Genomic DNA, 16,451 nt, shown 5'->3' with positions numbered 1-16,451 from the left:
GACCGCCGATGGTACCCAGGTGCGGCGCCGCCGGGCCGTCAGGCCGACGCGGGTAGCAGCTTTTCGATGGCCGCGATGTCCACCTCATCGACCTGGCCGGGCAACATGAAACGCAAGGCGAAATCGCGCCAGACGCCGCTGTGCAGGAAGTAGCGGAACAGTTCGGTGTCCAGGTGCTGGTCCTTGCACATGAAGGCCATGATCTTGAGGGATTCCGAGAGTGATTTGGGCGCTTTATAGGGGCGGTCGGCGGCGGTCAGGGCTTCGAAGATATCGGCCAGGGCCATGATGCGGTCGGCGGTGCCCAGCTGTTCGGCCGACAGGCGCCGAGGGTAGCCCTTGCCGTCCATTTTTTCGTGGTGCGAGGCGGCGATGTCGGGCACCTGCGCCAGCGGCCGTGGCCAGGGCAGGCCCTTGAGCATGATGTAGGTCTGGACGATGTGGTCGTTGATCTTGAAGCGGTCTTCATCGGTCAGCGTGCCGCGCCGGATGCCAAGGTTGTGGAGCTCGCCCATGTTCTGTTTGTGGGGCGGCAGCACCATGTCGAAGCCGTAGTGGTTGTCCGGATGGCCTTTTTCCACCGGGGGGCGGTCGTTGGTCCAGGGCACCAGGTGTTCGGGCCGGTCGGCCAGCAAGGCTTCGGCCACCGGCAAGGTCGGCGCCTGGGGTTCGGCGGCCTGCACACGCTTGAGCTCTTCGCTGGACAGGCCCAGGCGGTTGTCGAAGTGGCGCTGCCAGGTTTGGCGGGCGATGGTGTGCAGGCGTTCGATGGCGGCATCGGCCATGAACTCGCCACCCACGTTGCATTGGGCGACAAAGGCAAAGTCGTCTTGCAGCTGGGCGTGGCGGGCGTCGCGTTCGGCTTCCGACGCTGGTGTGTTTGCCCCGCCCGCCACACGCTGCAGGTGGGCGATCTCGGCGTCGCGCCACAGCACCTCAAAGCGCAGCCGCAGTTCGTGGATGCGGTTGTAGATCACCTCCAGCTTGGTGGCCTTGTCGACGATGTGCTCCGGGCTGGTGACCTTGCCGCAGTCGTGCAGCCACGCGGCCAGGTAGAAGGCGTAGCGCTCGTCTTCCGTCATGGCAAAGCTGGCGTAGGGACCGTCGCGGTCGGCGTGCATGCGGTCGGCCAGCATGGTGGCCAATTGGGGCACCCGTTCGCAGTGGCCACCGGTGTAGGGGCTCTTGGCGTCGATGGCGTCGGCCATGAGTCGGATGACCGCATCCAGCAGGTTTTTCTGCGCGTCGATGAGCTGGCGCGTTTCGATGGACACGGCCAGCATGCCCGACAGGCGTTTGGCGAAAGCGATGAAGGCCTCGTCCGCGTGTTCGTCGTCGCCCTGGTGGTTGAGCACCAGCAGCCCTTGCAGTTGCCCGGTGCGCCCACGCAGTTCCAGCTCCATCTGGTGCACGTCCTCGTCCACCCGGCGGATGCCGGCACGCACCGTGCGCTGGGCGTCAAAAGCGAAGCGCCCCACCATCGCAACGGGCAACTGCCCTTCGGCGGCGGCCCGGGTCATGTGGCCCGCGCTTTCGTTCCAGAGGTAGACGGCCGCGCCGTCACAGCGGGTGGCGGCCAGAAACTGTTGCAGCACCGCACCCAGCATGCGCTCCACGTGAGGTTCGGTGGCCATGGTTTCGCTGATGCGCAAAAACGTCTCGATGGTGCGGCCCATGCCGTCCATGGCGGTCGACAGCTGGTTGACTTCGCGCACCCAGCTCGGTTCTGTTGGGGCCGGCCGGGCAAAGTCGAAGCGGCCAATGCGGTGCGCCCGCCATGACAACCGGTCCAGGCTGTGGCCAATGCCTGCGCCCGCCCACCAGCCCAGAGGCAGCAACAGCAACACAACCGCGATGATGAGCGCAATCACCTGCAGGCGCCGGCGTTCGAGTTCGCCCATCAGTTCGCTGCCGGGCATGGCCACCAGCAGGCGCATGCCTGGGCTGCGCCAGACGTCAAAGTCCATGCTCACCCCCAGCCACTCCTGGCCCTGCACCTGGTACAGGGCCGTGGGGCTGTCCGCGCTCAACAAGTCGTTGAGCGGCGTCAGGCTGGGTTCGTCCAGCTCTTGCAGGGTCTTGAAGTCGAAGCTGCTGTCGCCGCGTTTGAGCACCCGGGTCATGTCGGGGAATGCCAGCACCTCGTTCTGGGCATTCACCAGGGCCAACTGGGTGCGCGGCGTCACCCGCAGGTCGCTCAGGCTGCTGGCCAGGTCGTCCAGCACCACGTCGATGCCGATCACGGCGCCGCCGTCGCGGCTGCGCTGGCTCAGCGTGATGCCCACCTGCAGGGTGGTGAAAAACACATAAGGCAGCGAGAGTTCGGACGCGCCCGAGTGGGCCACCGCCTGGTACCAGGGCCGGGTGCGCGGGTCGAAGTGGTAGTCGGGCTGGGGGCGGCGTTCGATGTTTTTGCCGTTGGCGGTGAAAAAGCGGTACTCGCCCCGCCGGCTGCCATCGGGCTGCCGCGTGACCGACTGGACCAGGAAGTTGGCCATGGGCGGGGCGTCGAACCGTCGCCGCACCTCGGGCCGATCCAGCGGGCGCGCCAGCACGAAGTCGCCGTTGTCGTAGCCCACGTAGATGGCCGACACCAGCTCGTTGATCGCCAGCTCCTCCGACAGCACGTAGATGCGTTGCAGCCGCTCCTCCAGCGTGGTGGCGGTGGCGATGGGGTCGAAGCCCAACTGGCGCACGGTGGCCTGTGCGGGTTCCAGCATGCGCCGGGCCTGTTCGGTGACCAGCTTGCCGGCATCGCGCGCGGTGTGTGTGGCGGTGGCAATCGCGTTCTGGCGCGACCCGTAGCTGCCCAGCGCCAGCACCGCCACGGCCAGCACCAGCATGGCCACCACCACCACCGAAGCGATGGAAAACCGGATGGGCCAGCCGGGAAGCGGTGGCAGAACAGGTGTTTTCGCGCTGTGGGGGCCCGTGGTCATGTGCGGGTGGCGTGTGGTGACGATAGCCCTGCTTATAACTGTTAATTAATGTTCACATTGTGCTGCCAGCTTCTGGGTGTGGCGCGGGCGTCGCAGTGGTGGGCGCGAGGTCCAGGCCACCCCGTGCCACGTGCTCGGCCAGCAGGTCGAGGAAGGCGCGCACCGAGGGCACCAGACCGCGCCGCGAGGGGAACACCGCGTGAAAAATGCCGGGCGGTGTGGACCAGCCGGGCAGGATCTGCCGCAAATGGCCCTGGCGCAAATCGTCGCGGCAGAGGTAGTCGGGCAGCATGCCCACGCCGGTGCCCATGCGCACCGCGTACTGCAGGCTCAGCAGGTCGTCGGCCACCACGCGCGGGCGGTGGTTGAACGGCCGCGCCTGCCCGTCTGGCCCCACCAGCGTCCAGCTGGCCAAGCCGTCGTGGGCCGACATGCTCACCGTGTCCATGGCCTGCAGCGCGTCCAGGCTGTTGGGTGTGCCCTGGCGCGCCAGTTGGGCTGGGCTGGCCACCATCACGGTTTGTGACAGCGCCAGCCGCTTGACCACCAGGCTGCCGCTGTCGTCCAGCGTCTGGCGCACCCGCAAGGCCACGTCCACGCCTTCTTCCACCAGGTCCACCACGCGGTTGCTCACCCGCATGTCCACCCGCACCTTGGGGTAGCGCTCCAGGTACAGCGGCAGCAACGGTCCCACGGTGGTTTGCGCCAGCGTGACCGGGCAGGCGATGCGCAGCAGCCCGCTGGGTTCGCTCAAGGCCAGGGCCACCACGTTTTCGGCCGCCTGGGCGTTTTCGCGCAGGGCCACGCAGTGGCGGTGCAGTTGCTCGCCCACGGCGGTGAGCGAGAGCTTGCGGGTGGTGCGCTGCAGCAGGCGCACGCCCAGCCGGGTTTCCAGATCGGCCACCCGTCGCGACAGCTTGGACTTCGGGACACCCAGGCTGCGCCCGGCCGCCGCAAACCCACCGTGCTCCACCACTTCGGCGAAATAAATCAGGTCGTTCAGGTCTTGCATGGTGTTTATTGTCCTATTTGTAGAACGATAAGTTCTCATTTTTCCAACTTATCAAACATTGTTCTATAGGGAATACTTCATCCATCGCCGCACCACGCGGTATCCACCCAAGGACAAGACCATGAAACTGCTTCACATCGACGCCAGCGTGCTCGGCGCCCATTCCGTCTCGCGCCAACTCACCGCCCAGATCGTTGACCAGTGGGTGGCCACCCACCCGGGCACCCAGGTCGAGCACCTGGACCTGGCCAGCAGCGCCCCCAGCCACCTGTCGGCCGACTCGCTGGGCTTTCGCCTGCCGGTGGACGCCGCCGAACTGAGCGAGGTGCAACGCGCCGAAAACGTGGTGTCCGAGCGCCTGGTGTCGCAGTTCCTGGCCGCCGACGTGGTGGTGGTGGGTGCACCGCTCTACAACTTCTCCATCCCCAGCCAGCTCAAGGCCTGGATCGACCGCGTGGCGCAGGTGGGCCGCACCTTCAAGTACACCGAAAAGGGCCCACAAGGCCTGGCCGGCGGCAAGACGGTGATCGTGGCCTCCAGCCGGGGCGGTGTGTACTCCACCAGCGAAGGCGGCCGTGCCCTGGAGCACCAGGAAAGCTACCTGAGCACGGTGTTTGGCTTCTTTGGCATCACCGACGTGCGTTTTGTGCGCGCTGAAGGTGTTGCCATGGGCGATGCGGCCAAGGCACAGGCGCTGGCCAGTGCCGGCGCCGACATCATCCGGGCCGTGTCCGCCGGCCGCAGCGGGGCTGAGGCCGACACGGCGGTCGCCACCGCCTGACGGCCACACACCCGACCGCCTGGTCGGGTGCTTAGCCGTCTGCCCAGATCACCTTCTGGCCGGCTGCTTCCCACGCCGGGTAGTGGCGCGCGTACAGGTCCTCGATGCGGTTGCGCTTGACCTTGAAGGTGGGCGTGATCACGTCGTTGTCCACCGTCCACGGGGTGGTGACCACGACAATGCACTGCAGCTGTTCGTGGGGGTCGAGGGCGGCGTTGATGTGTTGGAGGTGCTGTGCCAGCGAGGTTTCCAGCGCCGCGCGCGCACTGGCCTGGCGGCACGTGGCCACGGCCTCCGCATTGAGCATCACGATGCCCAGCGGCTGGCCCAGGTTGGCCCCGGTCACCACACAGGCTTCCACCGCCTCGTGCATCACCAGCCGGTCTTCAATCGGGGCCGGCGCCACGTATTTGCCTTTGCCGGTTTTGAACAGGTCTTTCACCCGGCCGGTGATGCGCAGGTTGCCCTCGCCATCGATCTGGCCCTTGTCGCCGGTGTGCAGCCAGCCATCGGCCGTGAAGGCGTCGCGGCTTTGTTCGGGTTCCTTGTAATAGCCCAGCATCAAGGCCGGGCTGCGCATCTGGATTTCGCCGTTCTGGGGGTCGATGCGGTGGTCCACCCCCTCGTAGGTGGGCCCCACGCTGCCTTGCTGGTTTTTGCCTGGCACGGTGATGTGCGAGACCGCCAGGTTTTCGGTCATGCCATAACCTTCGTTGATGTGCAGGCCCAGGTGGCTGTACCACTGCAGCAGCTCCATCGGCATGGGCGCTGCGCCCCCAGCCGCAAAGCGGCATTGGTCCAGGCCCAAGGCCTTCTTCACCTTTTTGCGCACCAGCCCACCGATGAGGGGGATGCCCAGCAACCGCTGCAGCTTCGCCGGCGGCATTTTGTGGTGAATGCCTTGCTGGAATTTCACCCACAGGCGCGGTACCGAGAAGAAGATGGTGGGCCGGGCACGTTGCAGGTCGGCGGCAAAGGTGTCCAGCGATTCGGCAAAGTACAGGTTCATGCCGGTTTGCAGCCAGCCGTGTTCGACCAGCACCCGTTCGACCACATGCGCCAGCGGCAGGTAGGACAACATGCGGTCGTCGGCCGACATGGGCACCCGCTGGAGGCCGCTGGTGATGGCCCAGGCAAAGTTGCCAAAGCTGTGCATCACCCCTTTGGGTTTGCCGGTGGTGCCCGAGGTGTAGATCAGCGTGGCCAGCTCGTCGCTGGGGCGGGTGGGCCGGCCGGCCAGCGGCGCGGTGCGGCCCACAATGGCGTCCCAGCCGTCGTAGGCGGCCACGGCATCGGCGGGCGACAGCGGGTAGCTGAAACAAGGCAGGCCGGCTGGCACACCCGGCTTCATGCCCTCCCAGCCATCCAGTTTGCCGATGAAGCAGGCCTTGGCCTCGCTGTGGGTGAGGATCTGGTGCACCGTGTCGGCCGCCAGCGTGGGGTACAGCGGCACCGACACGTGACCGGCCATCCAGATCGCCAGATCGCTCATCAGCCACCAGGCGCAGTTTTTGGACAGGATGGCCACCTTGGAGCCCGGCGCCCAGCCCTGCGCCTGCAGGTGTGCGGCCATGCGCCGCGTCTGGTCGGCCACCTGGCCCCAGGTCCAGGTCTGGGTGTTGCCGTCGCCCATGGGCTGGGTCAGGGTGATGCGCGATGGGTCGGCCTGCTCCCAGTGGTACAGCCGCTGCAGGGCAAGCAGGTCGGGCGAGACAGGGCGCATGTGGGTGCTTTCGTTGTGACGTGGCTGCGGGATGCAGGCCCCCGACCGAGAAATTACCTTGGGGGACGGGTTTCGTGCAGTGGGTTTTCCCTGTCACCCCAGGTGGTGAACATGCCCCGGCGGTGTGCTGGCGCCCAGCAGCGCGGCGGCGTCATCACGCCAGCACACGAGTGCGGCGTAAAAGCCCTCCCACACACAGCCGTTGCAGCCACGGCCACAGCAGGTGTCGGGTTCGGGCGGGGGCGGGCGGTGTGTGGCCCCGGCCTCCCCCAGCAGGCGCGAGACGTGGGCCACCAAAGCCTGTGCGGTGGGCAGGTCCTGGGGGAACAAGCTGCGCCAGGCTATGGGCGTGAAGCGGGGCTGCTGTCGACCGCCCCACAGGCCTTCTTCGGCAAACATGGCGGCAGGCCGTACCCACAGACCGCGCTCGCCGTACAAGGCGCGGTACAGCGTCATGCCTTGCAGCGTTTCACTGCAGCGCACGGTGTCCAGCACCTCGTACCAGCCACCCTTGTGGTGGCGGTACAGGCCGGGTGGCGTGCTGTTCAGTGGGGCAAGGTCTTGGTCGGTCGTCATGGGGGGCATTGTCCAATGCCCTGAGGTCGCCCCCACCCGGCCGCGTCACCGTTGTGGCACTTTGAAGTGCGCGCGGGCGGCTGCCGCCTCGGCCCGCACCACACAATCGCTGGCGTGGTCGTTGATCAGACCCATGGCCTGCAAGAAAGCGTAGACCGTGGTGGGTCCGACGAACTTCCAGCCGCGCTTCTTGAGGTCCTTGGACAACGCCAGCGACAGCGGCGATTGTGATTGGGTCTGCGGCTCGGCCAGGCTGGCCGGATCGGGCTCGTGGCGCCAGAAGTAAGCCGCCAGCGACCCCTCGCTGGCCACCAGTTCACACGCCCGCGCCGCGTTGTGGATGGCCGCCTCGATCTTGCCCCGGTGGCGCACGATGCCCGGGTCCTGCAGCAGGCGCTCGACATCGGCCGGGCCGAAGTGGGTCAGTTGTTCGAAGTCGAAGCCCACGAAGGCGCGGCGAAAGTGCTCACGCTTGGCCAGGATGGTGCGCCAACTCAAACCCGACTGAAATCCCTCCAGGCACAGCTTCTCAAACAGGCGGTGGTCGTCGGCCACCGGAAATCCCCATTCCTCGTCGTGGTAGGGCAGGAACTCGGGCGCCGAGGCGCACCAGCGGCAGCGCGGGCGGCCATCGGGACCGGGGAGGGTGGTGTTCATTGGGCGATGTTACGGGGGCTGGCGCCCGGGCTTCAAGCCAAGGTCGGGTGCGGCAGCTCGGGAGGCGGCGGTTTTCGCCGCGCCAGCCCCTCGCGCCAAGCGGCCCGCCACGCCGGCAGGGTGAGGGCCGGGTCCGCGCCCAGCCCCCGCACCACACAGCCGCCAGCCGCGCCTGTGGCCGCGATGTCAGCCAGCTGCTCAGGCGCGAGCACACCGCCTATGCCCGCCACCGGTGCGGGGGCCATGTGGGCCCACCACGCCAGGTTGTCCAGGCCTTGTGGGTGCCACGGCATGTTTTTGGTGGTGGTGGGCCAGACGGGACCGCAGGCAATCAGGTCGGGCGCCAGGGCGGCGGCTCGGCACAGCTCCCACAGGCTGTGCGAGCTGAGGCCGAGTTCGACGCCTCGGTCGCGCGCGGCCTGCAGGGTGGCGTGGTCGACTGGCGTGAGGGTCAGCAGGTCTTCCTGGCCCAGGTGCAGGGCGCGGGCGCCGGCCCGCAGCGCGGTGTGCCAGTGGTCATTGACGACCAGGGTGACGCCGGCCGCGTCGGCCGCGCGCTGGCTGCGAACGATGGCATCGTGCAGTTGTTGGCTCCAGCGGGTGTCATCGATGTTCGCCGGGCGTTTCATGCGCAGCTGCAGCGTGTCCACCCCAGGCCGTGCACGCAGCACGGCCTCGGCGCGTTCGGCGCTGTCGACGATGGCGTAAAGGCCCGGATCGCGGCCTTGGCGCGTTTCACGCCACGCGACCGGTTGCTCGCCCAGCGAGAGGCGGGGCAGCAGTGTGGGGTCGTTGCCGAAGCCGGCGCGTGCCGCCACCGGCCCGGCGCCGCTGCCCACGGCGCGCGCGTGGCGCAGGGCGTGGGTGGTGGCCATCTTGGCCAGCACGGCGGCGTCGGCAGCCACCCAACCCAGCGCCAGGGCGGCGGCCAGGGCACTGGCGAAGGTGCAGCCGGTGCCGTGGTGGTGGGGCGTGTCCACACGCGGCAAGCTGAGCCAGCCGCGCGCGTGGGGCGTGTCCAGCCAGTCATGTGAGAGTGTGGGCGAGAGCGCCGGGGTGGCGGCGTCACCGCCGGTGATGCAGACCGCCTGGGCGCCGAGCGCGCGCAGGGCGCCGGCCTGGGCCGGCACGTCCTGCTCGGCCGTGCCCAGCAGGGCCTGGGCTTCGCGCTGGTTGGGGGTGATGACGCTCGCGCGTGGCAACAGTTCGTTGCGGTAGACGGCCAGCAGCTCGGCATCAGCGAAGGCCGCGCCGGTGCTGGCGCGCAGCACCGGGTCCACCACCAAGTCCAGCGGGCCGCGCTGGCGCAGCCTGTCCACCCAGCGGGCCAACACGCGCGCGTTGGCGGCGCTGCCCACCAGGCCGGTTTTGATGGCGCGCGGGGGCAGGTCGTCGGCCAGGGCGGCCAGTTGCGCGTCGAGTTGTTCGGGCGGCGTGGTGTGGATGTGGGTGACGGCCACGGTGTTCTGCGCCGTCACGGCGGCCACCACCGGGCACAGGTGCACACCCAGGGCGTCGGCGGCGCGCTGGTCGGCCGAAAGGCCGGCACCGCCGCCGCTGTCGGTGCCGGCCACGCTCCAGATCACGGGGGGCTGGTTCATGGGGTCATCCGATCAGAAAGGGGTGGCCTTGCACCGGGGTGGAGGCAACGGCCATGTCTTGTGGCGCCATCACGCCGGCCTCGAAGGCGGCGCGGCCGGCGGCGATGGCCTGGCCGAAGGCGCGCGCCATGCGCACCGGGTCCACCGCCTGGCTGACGGCGGAGTTGAGCAGCACGGCGTCGAAGCCCAGCTCCATGGCGGCGGCGGCGTGGGAGGGCGCGCCAATACCGGCGTCCACCACCAGCGGCACGCCGGGCAGGCGCGCGCGCAGGGTGCGCAGGGCAAAGGGGTTGAGCAGGCCCTGGCCCGAGCCGATGGGCGCGCCCCAGGGCATGAGCAGTTCGCACCCGGCGTCCAGCAGGCGGCGGCAGGTGACGAGGTCGTCGGTGCAGTAGGGAAACACGGCAAAGCCTTCGCGCACCAGCTCGGCGGCGGCCTCCACCGTGCCCCAGGGGTCGGGCTGCAGGGTGTGCTCGTCGCCCACCACCTCCAGCTTGATCCAGTGCGTGCCGTACAGCTCGCGCGCCATGTGGGCCAGGGTGATGGCCTCGCGCGCGCTGCGGCAGCCGGCGGTGTTGGGCAACAGGCGCACGCCGCTGGCCAGGATGCCGGCGATGAAGCCGTTGTCGCCGGCCCCGGCCAGGCTGCGCCTGAGGCCGACGGTGACCACCTGCGTGCCCGAGGCCACGATGGCCTCGCCCAGCACCTGAGGCGAAGGGTAGCCGGCGCTGCCGAGCAGAAAGCGGCTGCCGAGTTCGACGCCGTAGGGTGCCCAGTTGGATGGGGTCATGCGCGTCAACCTCCGACGATGGTTTGAAAAGTGAGGACTTGGTCACCGGCCTGCAGCGTGTGGTGTTCGCGTTGCACGCGCGGCACAAAATGGCCGTTGACGGCGGTGGCGAGTGCGGCGCCGTCCAGGCCTTGCTGGCGCAGCAGTTCGGCCACCGTGAGGCCGTGCGGGCAAGGCAGGTGTTGGTCGTTGAGATGCAGGGTGTCAGACATGCTTGAGATCTCCCAAGGCGGCGAGTGCGTCCTCCACCAGCGCCGGCGCCAGCAGCCAGCCGTGGCGGAACAGGCCGTTGATGCGCAGCAGGCCGGGCGCGGTGTGGGTGTGGGGTTCGTTGTTGGGCAGGGCGGGGCGCAGGTTGCTCTCCATGTGCACGATGCGGGCCTCCGCCAGTTCGGGCAGCACGCTGTGTGCGGCGGCCATCAGCTCCACCGCGCTGCGCAGGCTGACCGGGGAGCGGTCCTCGCTCTCAATCTCGCTGGCGCCCACCACGAAGAGGTTGCCGGGGCGCGGCACGATGTAGACGCGGTGGCGCGGGTGCAGCAGGCGCAGCGGGCGCAGCAAGCGCAGGCCGGGCGCGTGCAGCCAGAGCAGCTCGCCGCGCACGCCGCGCAGGGGCAGTGCTGGCCGGGCGCCGAGGCCGCGCACGTCGATGGCGAGATCGAAACGGCTGGGCGTGCCGTTGTCCGTGTGCAAGGCACCGGGCCCCACGGTTTGGACCTGTTGGCCCCAGCGCCAGTCCACGCCGGGCGCGTGGGTGGCCAGGGCATGCAGCATGTCGCGGCCCATCACCTGGCCTTCGTCGGGCAGCAGCCACGCGTTCAACCCAGGCGCAAGCGCTGGTTCCAACGCGGCCAGGGCGTCGCGGTCCAGCCGCTGAGGCGCGGGCAGGTCGGGCGCGGCTTGAAGGCGGGCCAGCACACGGCGCGCCGCTCCCAGATCGGCACCATGCGCCAGCAGCAGGCTGCCATGCTGCGCGAACAGCGGCGCCCCACAACCCTGTTCGCGCAGCGCCTGGGCGATATCGCGCCACAAAGCGAGCGAACGCCAGCCCAGGCGGGCGATGGCCGGGCCACTGTGGTCCAGTTCGGCCAGGGGGCTGAGCATGCCGGCGGCGGTGAAGCCGGCGGCGTGTGGGGTGGTGTCGGCCAGTTGCCCGGTGGCCGGCGCCTGGGGGCCAGGCGCCGGGTCAAACACCGTGACCGCGTGGCCGGTGTGGCTCAGCCGCCAGGCCAGCAGCCGCCCGAGCACGCCGGCCCCGGCGATGCCTATGCGCGCCACGGCTCAGGCCTTCTTGGTGGTCAGCGTTTCCAGCGGCACGTAGAACTCGCCGCCGGTGGCCTTGAACTCGGCGCTTTTCTGCGCCATGCCACGGGCGAGGGCTTCACCCTCGCTCAGGCCCTGGTTCTCGGCGTAGTCCCGCACATCCTGCGTGATCTTCATGCTGCAGAACTTGGGGCCACACATGGAGCAGAAGTGGGCCTCCTTGCTGCTGTCCTTGGGCAGGGTTTCGTCGTGGTAGGCCTCGGCGGTCTGCGGGTCCAGGCCCAGGGCGAACTGGTCGCGCCAGCGGAACTCGAAACGCGCCTTGCTCATGGCGTCGTCGCGCGCGCGGGCACCCGGGTGGCCCTTGGCGATGTCGGCCGCGTGGGCGGCGATCTTGTAGGCGATGATGCCCTGCTTGACGTCGTCGCGGTCGGGCAGGCCCAGGTGTTCTTTGGGCGTGACGTAGCACAGCATGGCCGTGCCCATCCAGCCGATCATGGCGGCGCCTATGGCCGAGGCGATGTGGTCGTAGCCCGGCGCGATGTCCATGGTGAGCGGGCCCAGGGTGTAGAAGGGCGCCTCGTGGCAGTGTTTGAGCTGCTCTTCCATGTTGGCCTGGATCAGGTGCATGGGCACGTGGCCGGGGCCCTCGATCATGGTCTGCACATCGTGTTTCCAGGCGATCTGCGTCAGCTCGCCCAGGGTGCGCAGCTCGGCGAACTGGGCCTCGTCGTTGGCGTCGGCGGCGCTGCCGGGGCGCAGGCCATCGCCCAGTGAGAAGCTCACGTCGTAGGCCTTCATGATCTCGCAGATCTCTTCGAAGTGGGTGTAGAGGAAGTTCTCTTTGTGGTGGGTGATGCACCATTTGGCCAGGATGGAGCCGCCGCGCGAAACGATGCCGGTGCGCCGCTTGACCGTCATGGGGATGAAGGGCAGGCGCACGCCGGCGTGGATGGTGAAGTAGTCCACGCCCTGTTCGGCCTGCTCGATCAGGGTGTCGCGGAAGATGGCCCAGCTCAGGTCCTCGGCCACGCCGCCCACTTTTTCCAGTGCCTGGTAGATGGGCACGGTGCCGATGGGCACGGGCGCGTTGCGCACGATCCAGTCCCGTGTGGTGTGGATGTTCTTGCCGGTGGACAGGTCCATGACCGTGTCGCCGCCCCAGCGGATGGACCACACGAGTTTTTCCACCTCTTCCTCGATGGAGGAGGTGACGGCCGAATTGCCGATGTTGGCGTTGATCTTCACGCCGAAGTTGCGCCCGATGACCATGGGCTCCAGCTCGGGGTGGTTGATGTTGGCCGGGATCACCGCGCGGCCGCGCGCCACCTCGTCGCGCACGAACTCGGGCGTGATGATGTCGGGGATGCGCGCGCCCAGCGGGTTGCCTTTCAAACGCGCCTCGCGCTCGGCATCGCCCAGGTAGGCGCGCATCCACTCGCGCTTGCCGTTCTCGCGGATGGCGATGAACTCCATCTCGGGCGTGACGATGCCTTGTCGCGCGTAGTGCATCTGTGTGACGTTGCCGCCAGGCTTGGCGCGCAGCGGCGTGCGTTGCAGCGCGGCGGCCTCGGCGCGCAGGGCTTCGATGCGCGCGTCCGCCATATCGTCGCCGTTCGGGCCGTGTTTGCCGCCGTCGTCCAACGCCACACGGTGGCGACCGGTGTAGGCCTCGGTGTCGCCGCGCGCGGCAATCCAACCGGCACGCAGCGGCGCCAGGCCACGGCGGATGTCGATGGCGGCCTGCGGGTCGGTGTAGGGGCCCGAGGTGTCGTAGACCGTGACGGTTTCGCCATTGGTCAACGCGATCTCACGCATGGGCACGTGCACGCCGTCTTGCGTGCCAGGCACATGGACCTTGCGGGACTGGGGGAAGGGTTCGCGGGTGAGCGAAAGCAGTTGCTGCAGCTTGTCGGGGGCGTTCATTGAGGCAGTCTCCAAAGTGGTTGGAAAAATGCCCCGCCTCGACGCCGGTGGTGCAGGCGCGCACGCCCGCCACACAGGGACGGACGCACGCGCCAACGGCGCTGCAGCTCTTCTTACGCTGGTACTAACCAGATCAAGTTCGCGGTTCCGGCGGTCAAGTCCGCCATCTCAGCACGCCATACGTGCACCCCGGAGCGGGTGGGAGTGTACTTGGGAATCCGGGGGAGGGCTGTGGTTGAACGGAGATGGGCGTGGGGAGCTGCTTGCCGGGTGGGGGCTTTAGGCGGGGAGCAGCCTTTTAGCATCGGCAGTCGAACGACCGTTGTCGCTTCGTATATGCCCGTGGATACATGGATGGCGGTACGAAGCCGCTTGTTGTCCCTTGCCGGTGATCGCTTGGCAGACCGACTGGCGATGCGGTAAATCTGTGGCCATCACCTCTGGCAACGCCCGCAAGAGCAAGTGGAGCCTAAATTGTGATCAGTGCGTGGTTGGTCAAACACATAACATTTAGTTATGTTTCAGGCCTGATCGCTGTTGGTCAAAATTGGCAGTGGTCAAATAATTTGCATCTTTGATACCCCAGGTGACATCGATGCAAACCCATCGCCGATTTGTGGCCCTTGTACTGGCTGCGACGTTCGTAGTGCCCACAACGGCCTTAGCCCAGGCCTATCCATCGCGGCCGGTGAAACTGGTGGTGGCCTTTGCGGCAGGTGGGCCGACCGATGTGCTGGCTCGAGTCGTTGCTCAGGGCATGTCCAAAACGCTGGGGCAACAGGTTATCGTGGAAAACCGCGTTGGCGGTGGCGGAACGATCGGCACACGGGAGGTGGTCAAGGCGCAAGCTGACGGCTACACGCTTTTGTTCGCGGGCGACGCAGCACTGACGGTTCAACCCCAACTCACAGCGAATGCCGGCTACGACGCCCGCCAGGACTTCACGCCATTGCGTCTGGTGGCGTCGCAGTCCAACGTCTTGGTGGTGAACGCATCCAAGGGCATACCGGATGTGAAGACCTTGTTGACCCGTGCCAAGGGCAAACAGGGTGAACTCACGTTTGGCTCTGCAGGCAACGGTTCGCCATCCCACCTGATTGGCGCGCTCTTTGAGGGTCAGGCCGGCGTGGATCTGGTGCATGTGCCGTACAAGGGCGCCGCACCGGCCATGACCGATCTGATCGGTGGACAGATTGACATGATGTTTGTCGGCACACCTGTTGCCTTGCAGAACGCGGCGCGAAAGGAACTCGTTCTGCTGGCCGTCACCGGCGACAAGCGCTTGCCCTCGTTGCCCCAGGTGCCCACCTTTGCGGAAGCGGGCATCAGCCAACTCGGCAGCGAGACGGCGGTGTGGTGGTCCGTGATGGCCCCTGCGGGGCTGCCTGCCGCCGTCCAATCGGCACTGGATGAAGCGCTGCGAACCGCGCTGAGCGACGGCCAGGTGCAGAAAAACCTCACCACGCAAGGTGTTGACGTACTGAATCTGGACGCAAAAACCACAGCCCAGTGGATTTCGCGCGACCAAGCGAAATGGGGAGCGTTGATCCGCGCCAAAAAGGTATCGGCTGAGTGAACGCGATGAACAAACAACCCAACTTCCTGATTTTCATCACAGACCAGCACCGAGCCGATCACCTGGGGTGCTACGGCAACACGCAGGTGAAGACGCCCCACATCGACGCGCTGGCTCATAGCGGCACTCGTTTTGAACGGGCCTATGTCGCCAACCCGGTGTGCATGCCCAACCGAGGTTCCATCATGACCTCGCGCATGCCTTCGGTTCATGGCGCCCGCAGCAATGGTGTGCCGCTGCCCCTGGAGTCGGTGACCTTTGCGGACCTGCTGGCGGAGTTCGGTTATCACACCGGCTTCATTGGTAAAAGCCACCTGCAGAACATGGAGGACAAGCCACCCTTGCTGCCGCCAGCGGTGCAGCTTCCAGGCACAGAAAAGTCGCGTGCTTACTCAGAAGCCCGGCGCGAAAACGATGATCCCTCGGCCTATGAGCAGGAGCTGCGATCGCGGTGGCAGGATCCCCAGCACCAGATAACGCTGCCGTACTACGGGTTTCAGGACGTGGTTCTGTGCAACCACCACGCTGACGAGTGCTTCGGCGACTGGCTGCGCTGGCTGCAGGTGGAGCACCCCGATCTCGCCGGGCGACTGGGCCGGGAACATGGCGACCGCGACCCGCGCTACGTCGCGCCGCAGGCCTGGAAAACGCAGCTTGACGAGTTCACATACCCCACCCACTTCATCGCGACACAGACCAGCCAGTGGATAGAGCGACATGTGGCCGAACACCCCGAGCAGCCGTTCGCAGTGATATGTTCGTTTCCCGACCCGCATCACCCCTGGACACCACCTGGGCGTTACTGGGACATGTACAAGCCCGAAGACATCCGTGTGCCTGAGACCATGGGTGCGGATGGCGAGGTGGCGCCCCACGTGCGATGGCTGATGGAAGAGCGCAAGGGTGGACAGGCCAAGCTGGATGGGCCGCGCCTGTTTGCAGCCACCGTTCGCGAGGTGCAGGAAATGATCGCACTGACCTACGGGATGATCACCAACATCGATGACCGCATCGGCATGGTGATGGAAACATTGCGTGACTGCGGCGCAGACAGCAACACCGTGGTCATCTTCACATCGGACCACGGCGATTTGATGGGTGACCACGGCATCGTGCTCAAAGGGCCGCTCCACTACCAGGGACTGGTGCGCGTCCCCATGATCTGGCGCGAACCAGGGACAGCTCGGGTGGATGCGGTGGCCCGTGATGACCTCACCTCTTCGATCGACCTGGGGGCGGCCATCATCCACCGTGCCGGTATTGCCGCGCCCAATGGGGTGCAAGGCAAACCCTTGTTCACGCCCAACGGTGAGCCCGTTCACACGGGCCGCGACGCCGTGCTGATCGAGGAAAACCAGCAGCGCGCCTACCTTGGCTTCGAGCGGCCGGTGAAAGTTCGAACCATCGTGACCCGCACACACCGCATGAGTGTCTTCGCCGAAGGTGACTGGGGCGAGCTCTATGACCTGCAGTCAGATCCGTTGGAGAAACACAACCTGTGGGACACACCACAGGCGCAGGTCCTCAAGTGCGATCTGATGCAGCAACTGGTTCAGCTCCTCATGGAGCACAGCGACAACAGCCCCAACCCGAAACGCATCGCCTGA

Annotated in this window: 13 protein-coding genes, 1 pseudogene and 1 riboswitch; of the genes and pseudogenes, 3 read left to right on the top strand and 11 right to left on the bottom strand. The window is 67.1% G+C overall.

Going from position 1 to position 16,451, the window contains the following annotated elements; all coding sequences use genetic code 11:
- Positions 1–38: 38 nt before the first annotated feature.
- Positions 39–2,939, bottom strand: coding sequence for an HD domain-containing phosphohydrolase (locus tag ACFQPB_RS16575; RefSeq protein ID WP_382225624.1), 2,901 nt, complete (start codon positions 2,937–2,939; stop codon positions 39–41).
- Positions 2,940–2,991: 52 nt separating this feature from the next.
- Positions 2,992–3,951: a LysR substrate-binding domain-containing protein gene (locus ACFQPB_RS16570; protein ID WP_382225621.1), complete on the bottom strand. Its 960-nt coding sequence runs from the start codon at positions 3,949–3,951 to the stop codon at positions 2,992–2,994.
- A 121-nt stretch (positions 3,952–4,072) separates the two neighbouring features.
- Here ACFQPB_RS16570 and ACFQPB_RS16565 point away from each other — a divergent pair, with 121 nt between their 5' ends.
- Positions 4,073–4,732 (top strand): FMN-dependent NADH-azoreductase, encoded by a 660-nt coding sequence (locus ACFQPB_RS16565; protein WP_382198813.1) that lies wholly within the window; start codon positions 4,073–4,075, stop codon positions 4,730–4,732.
- 31 nt (positions 4,733–4,763) lie between these two features.
- On the opposite strand, the gene ACFQPB_RS16560 is transcribed toward ACFQPB_RS16565, so the two are convergent.
- The 9 genes and pseudogenes from ACFQPB_RS16560 to thiC all read right to left on the bottom strand — a co-directional run bounded on the left by ACFQPB_RS16560 (position 4,764) and on the right by thiC (position 13,268).
- Positions 4,764–6,455: an AMP-binding protein gene (locus tag ACFQPB_RS16560; protein ID WP_382225618.1), complete on the bottom strand. Its 1,692-nt coding sequence runs from the start codon at positions 6,453–6,455 to the stop codon at positions 4,764–4,766.
- A 93-nt stretch (positions 6,456–6,548) separates the two neighbouring features.
- On the bottom strand, positions 6,549–6,749 hold the full coding sequence (locus ACFQPB_RS16555) for an oxidoreductase-like domain-containing protein (protein WP_382225695.1): 201 nt from the start codon (positions 6,747–6,749) through the stop codon (positions 6,549–6,551).
- Positions 6,750–6,806: 57 nt separating this feature from the next.
- Positions 6,807–7,031: pseudogene (locus ACFQPB_RS16550) on the bottom strand (DUF1653 domain-containing protein); the annotation flags it as partial.
- A gap of 45 nt (positions 7,032–7,076) precedes the next feature.
- Positions 7,077–7,688: a DNA-3-methyladenine glycosylase I gene (locus tag ACFQPB_RS16545; protein WP_382225615.1), complete on the bottom strand. Its 612-nt coding sequence runs from the start codon at positions 7,686–7,688 to the stop codon at positions 7,077–7,079.
- Between the two features lie 32 nt (positions 7,689–7,720).
- A complete protein-coding gene (gene thiD / locus ACFQPB_RS16540) occupies positions 7,721–9,289 on the bottom strand; it encodes a bifunctional hydroxymethylpyrimidine kinase/phosphomethylpyrimidine kinase (protein ID WP_382225613.1) in 1,569 nt (522 codons plus the stop codon).
- 4 nt (positions 9,290–9,293) lie between these two features.
- On the bottom strand, positions 9,294–10,079 hold the full coding sequence (locus tag ACFQPB_RS16535) for a thiazole synthase (protein WP_382225610.1): 786 nt from the start codon (positions 10,077–10,079) through the stop codon (positions 9,294–9,296).
- 5 nt (positions 10,080–10,084) lie between these two features.
- Positions 10,085–10,291 carry a sulfur carrier protein ThiS gene (thiS, locus tag ACFQPB_RS16530; RefSeq protein WP_382225607.1) on the bottom strand — a complete coding sequence of 69 codons (207 nt, stop codon included), beginning with the start codon at positions 10,289–10,291 and terminating at the stop codon, positions 10,085–10,087.
- On the bottom strand, positions 10,284–11,357 hold the full coding sequence (locus tag ACFQPB_RS16525; RefSeq protein WP_382225604.1) for an FAD-dependent oxidoreductase: 1,074 nt from the start codon (positions 11,355–11,357) through the stop codon (positions 10,284–10,286). The genes thiS and ACFQPB_RS16525 overlap by 8 nt, the downstream gene beginning before the upstream one ends.
- A 3-nt stretch (positions 11,358–11,360) precedes the next feature.
- Positions 11,361–13,268, bottom strand: a complete 1,908-nt coding sequence (gene thiC / locus ACFQPB_RS16520; protein WP_382225601.1) for a phosphomethylpyrimidine synthase ThiC — start codon at positions 13,266–13,268, stop codon at positions 11,361–11,363.
- Positions 13,269–13,361: 93 nt separating this feature from the next.
- Positions 13,362–13,470, bottom strand: a riboswitch (TPP riboswitch).
- A 393-nt stretch (positions 13,471–13,863) separates the two neighbouring features.
- Between thiC and ACFQPB_RS16515 the strand changes: the two genes are divergently transcribed.
- Both ACFQPB_RS16515 and ACFQPB_RS16510 read left to right on the top strand, forming a co-directional pair.
- Positions 13,864–14,844, top strand: coding sequence for a Bug family tripartite tricarboxylate transporter substrate binding protein (locus ACFQPB_RS16515; RefSeq protein WP_382225598.1), 981 nt, complete (start codon positions 13,864–13,866; stop codon positions 14,842–14,844).
- A gap of 5 nt (positions 14,845–14,849) precedes the next feature.
- On the top strand, positions 14,850–16,451 hold the full coding sequence (locus ACFQPB_RS16510; RefSeq protein WP_382225595.1) for a sulfatase family protein: 1,602 nt from the start codon (positions 14,850–14,852) through the stop codon (positions 16,449–16,451).

This window comes from Hydrogenophaga atypica (genome assembly GCF_042665215.1).
Taxonomy (GTDB): Bacteria; Pseudomonadota; Gammaproteobacteria; order Burkholderiales; family Burkholderiaceae_C; genus Hydrogenophaga; species Hydrogenophaga defluvii_A.
Note: the sequence above shows the minus strand (reverse complement) of the source record. Positions and strands in the feature narration are given on the sequence as shown.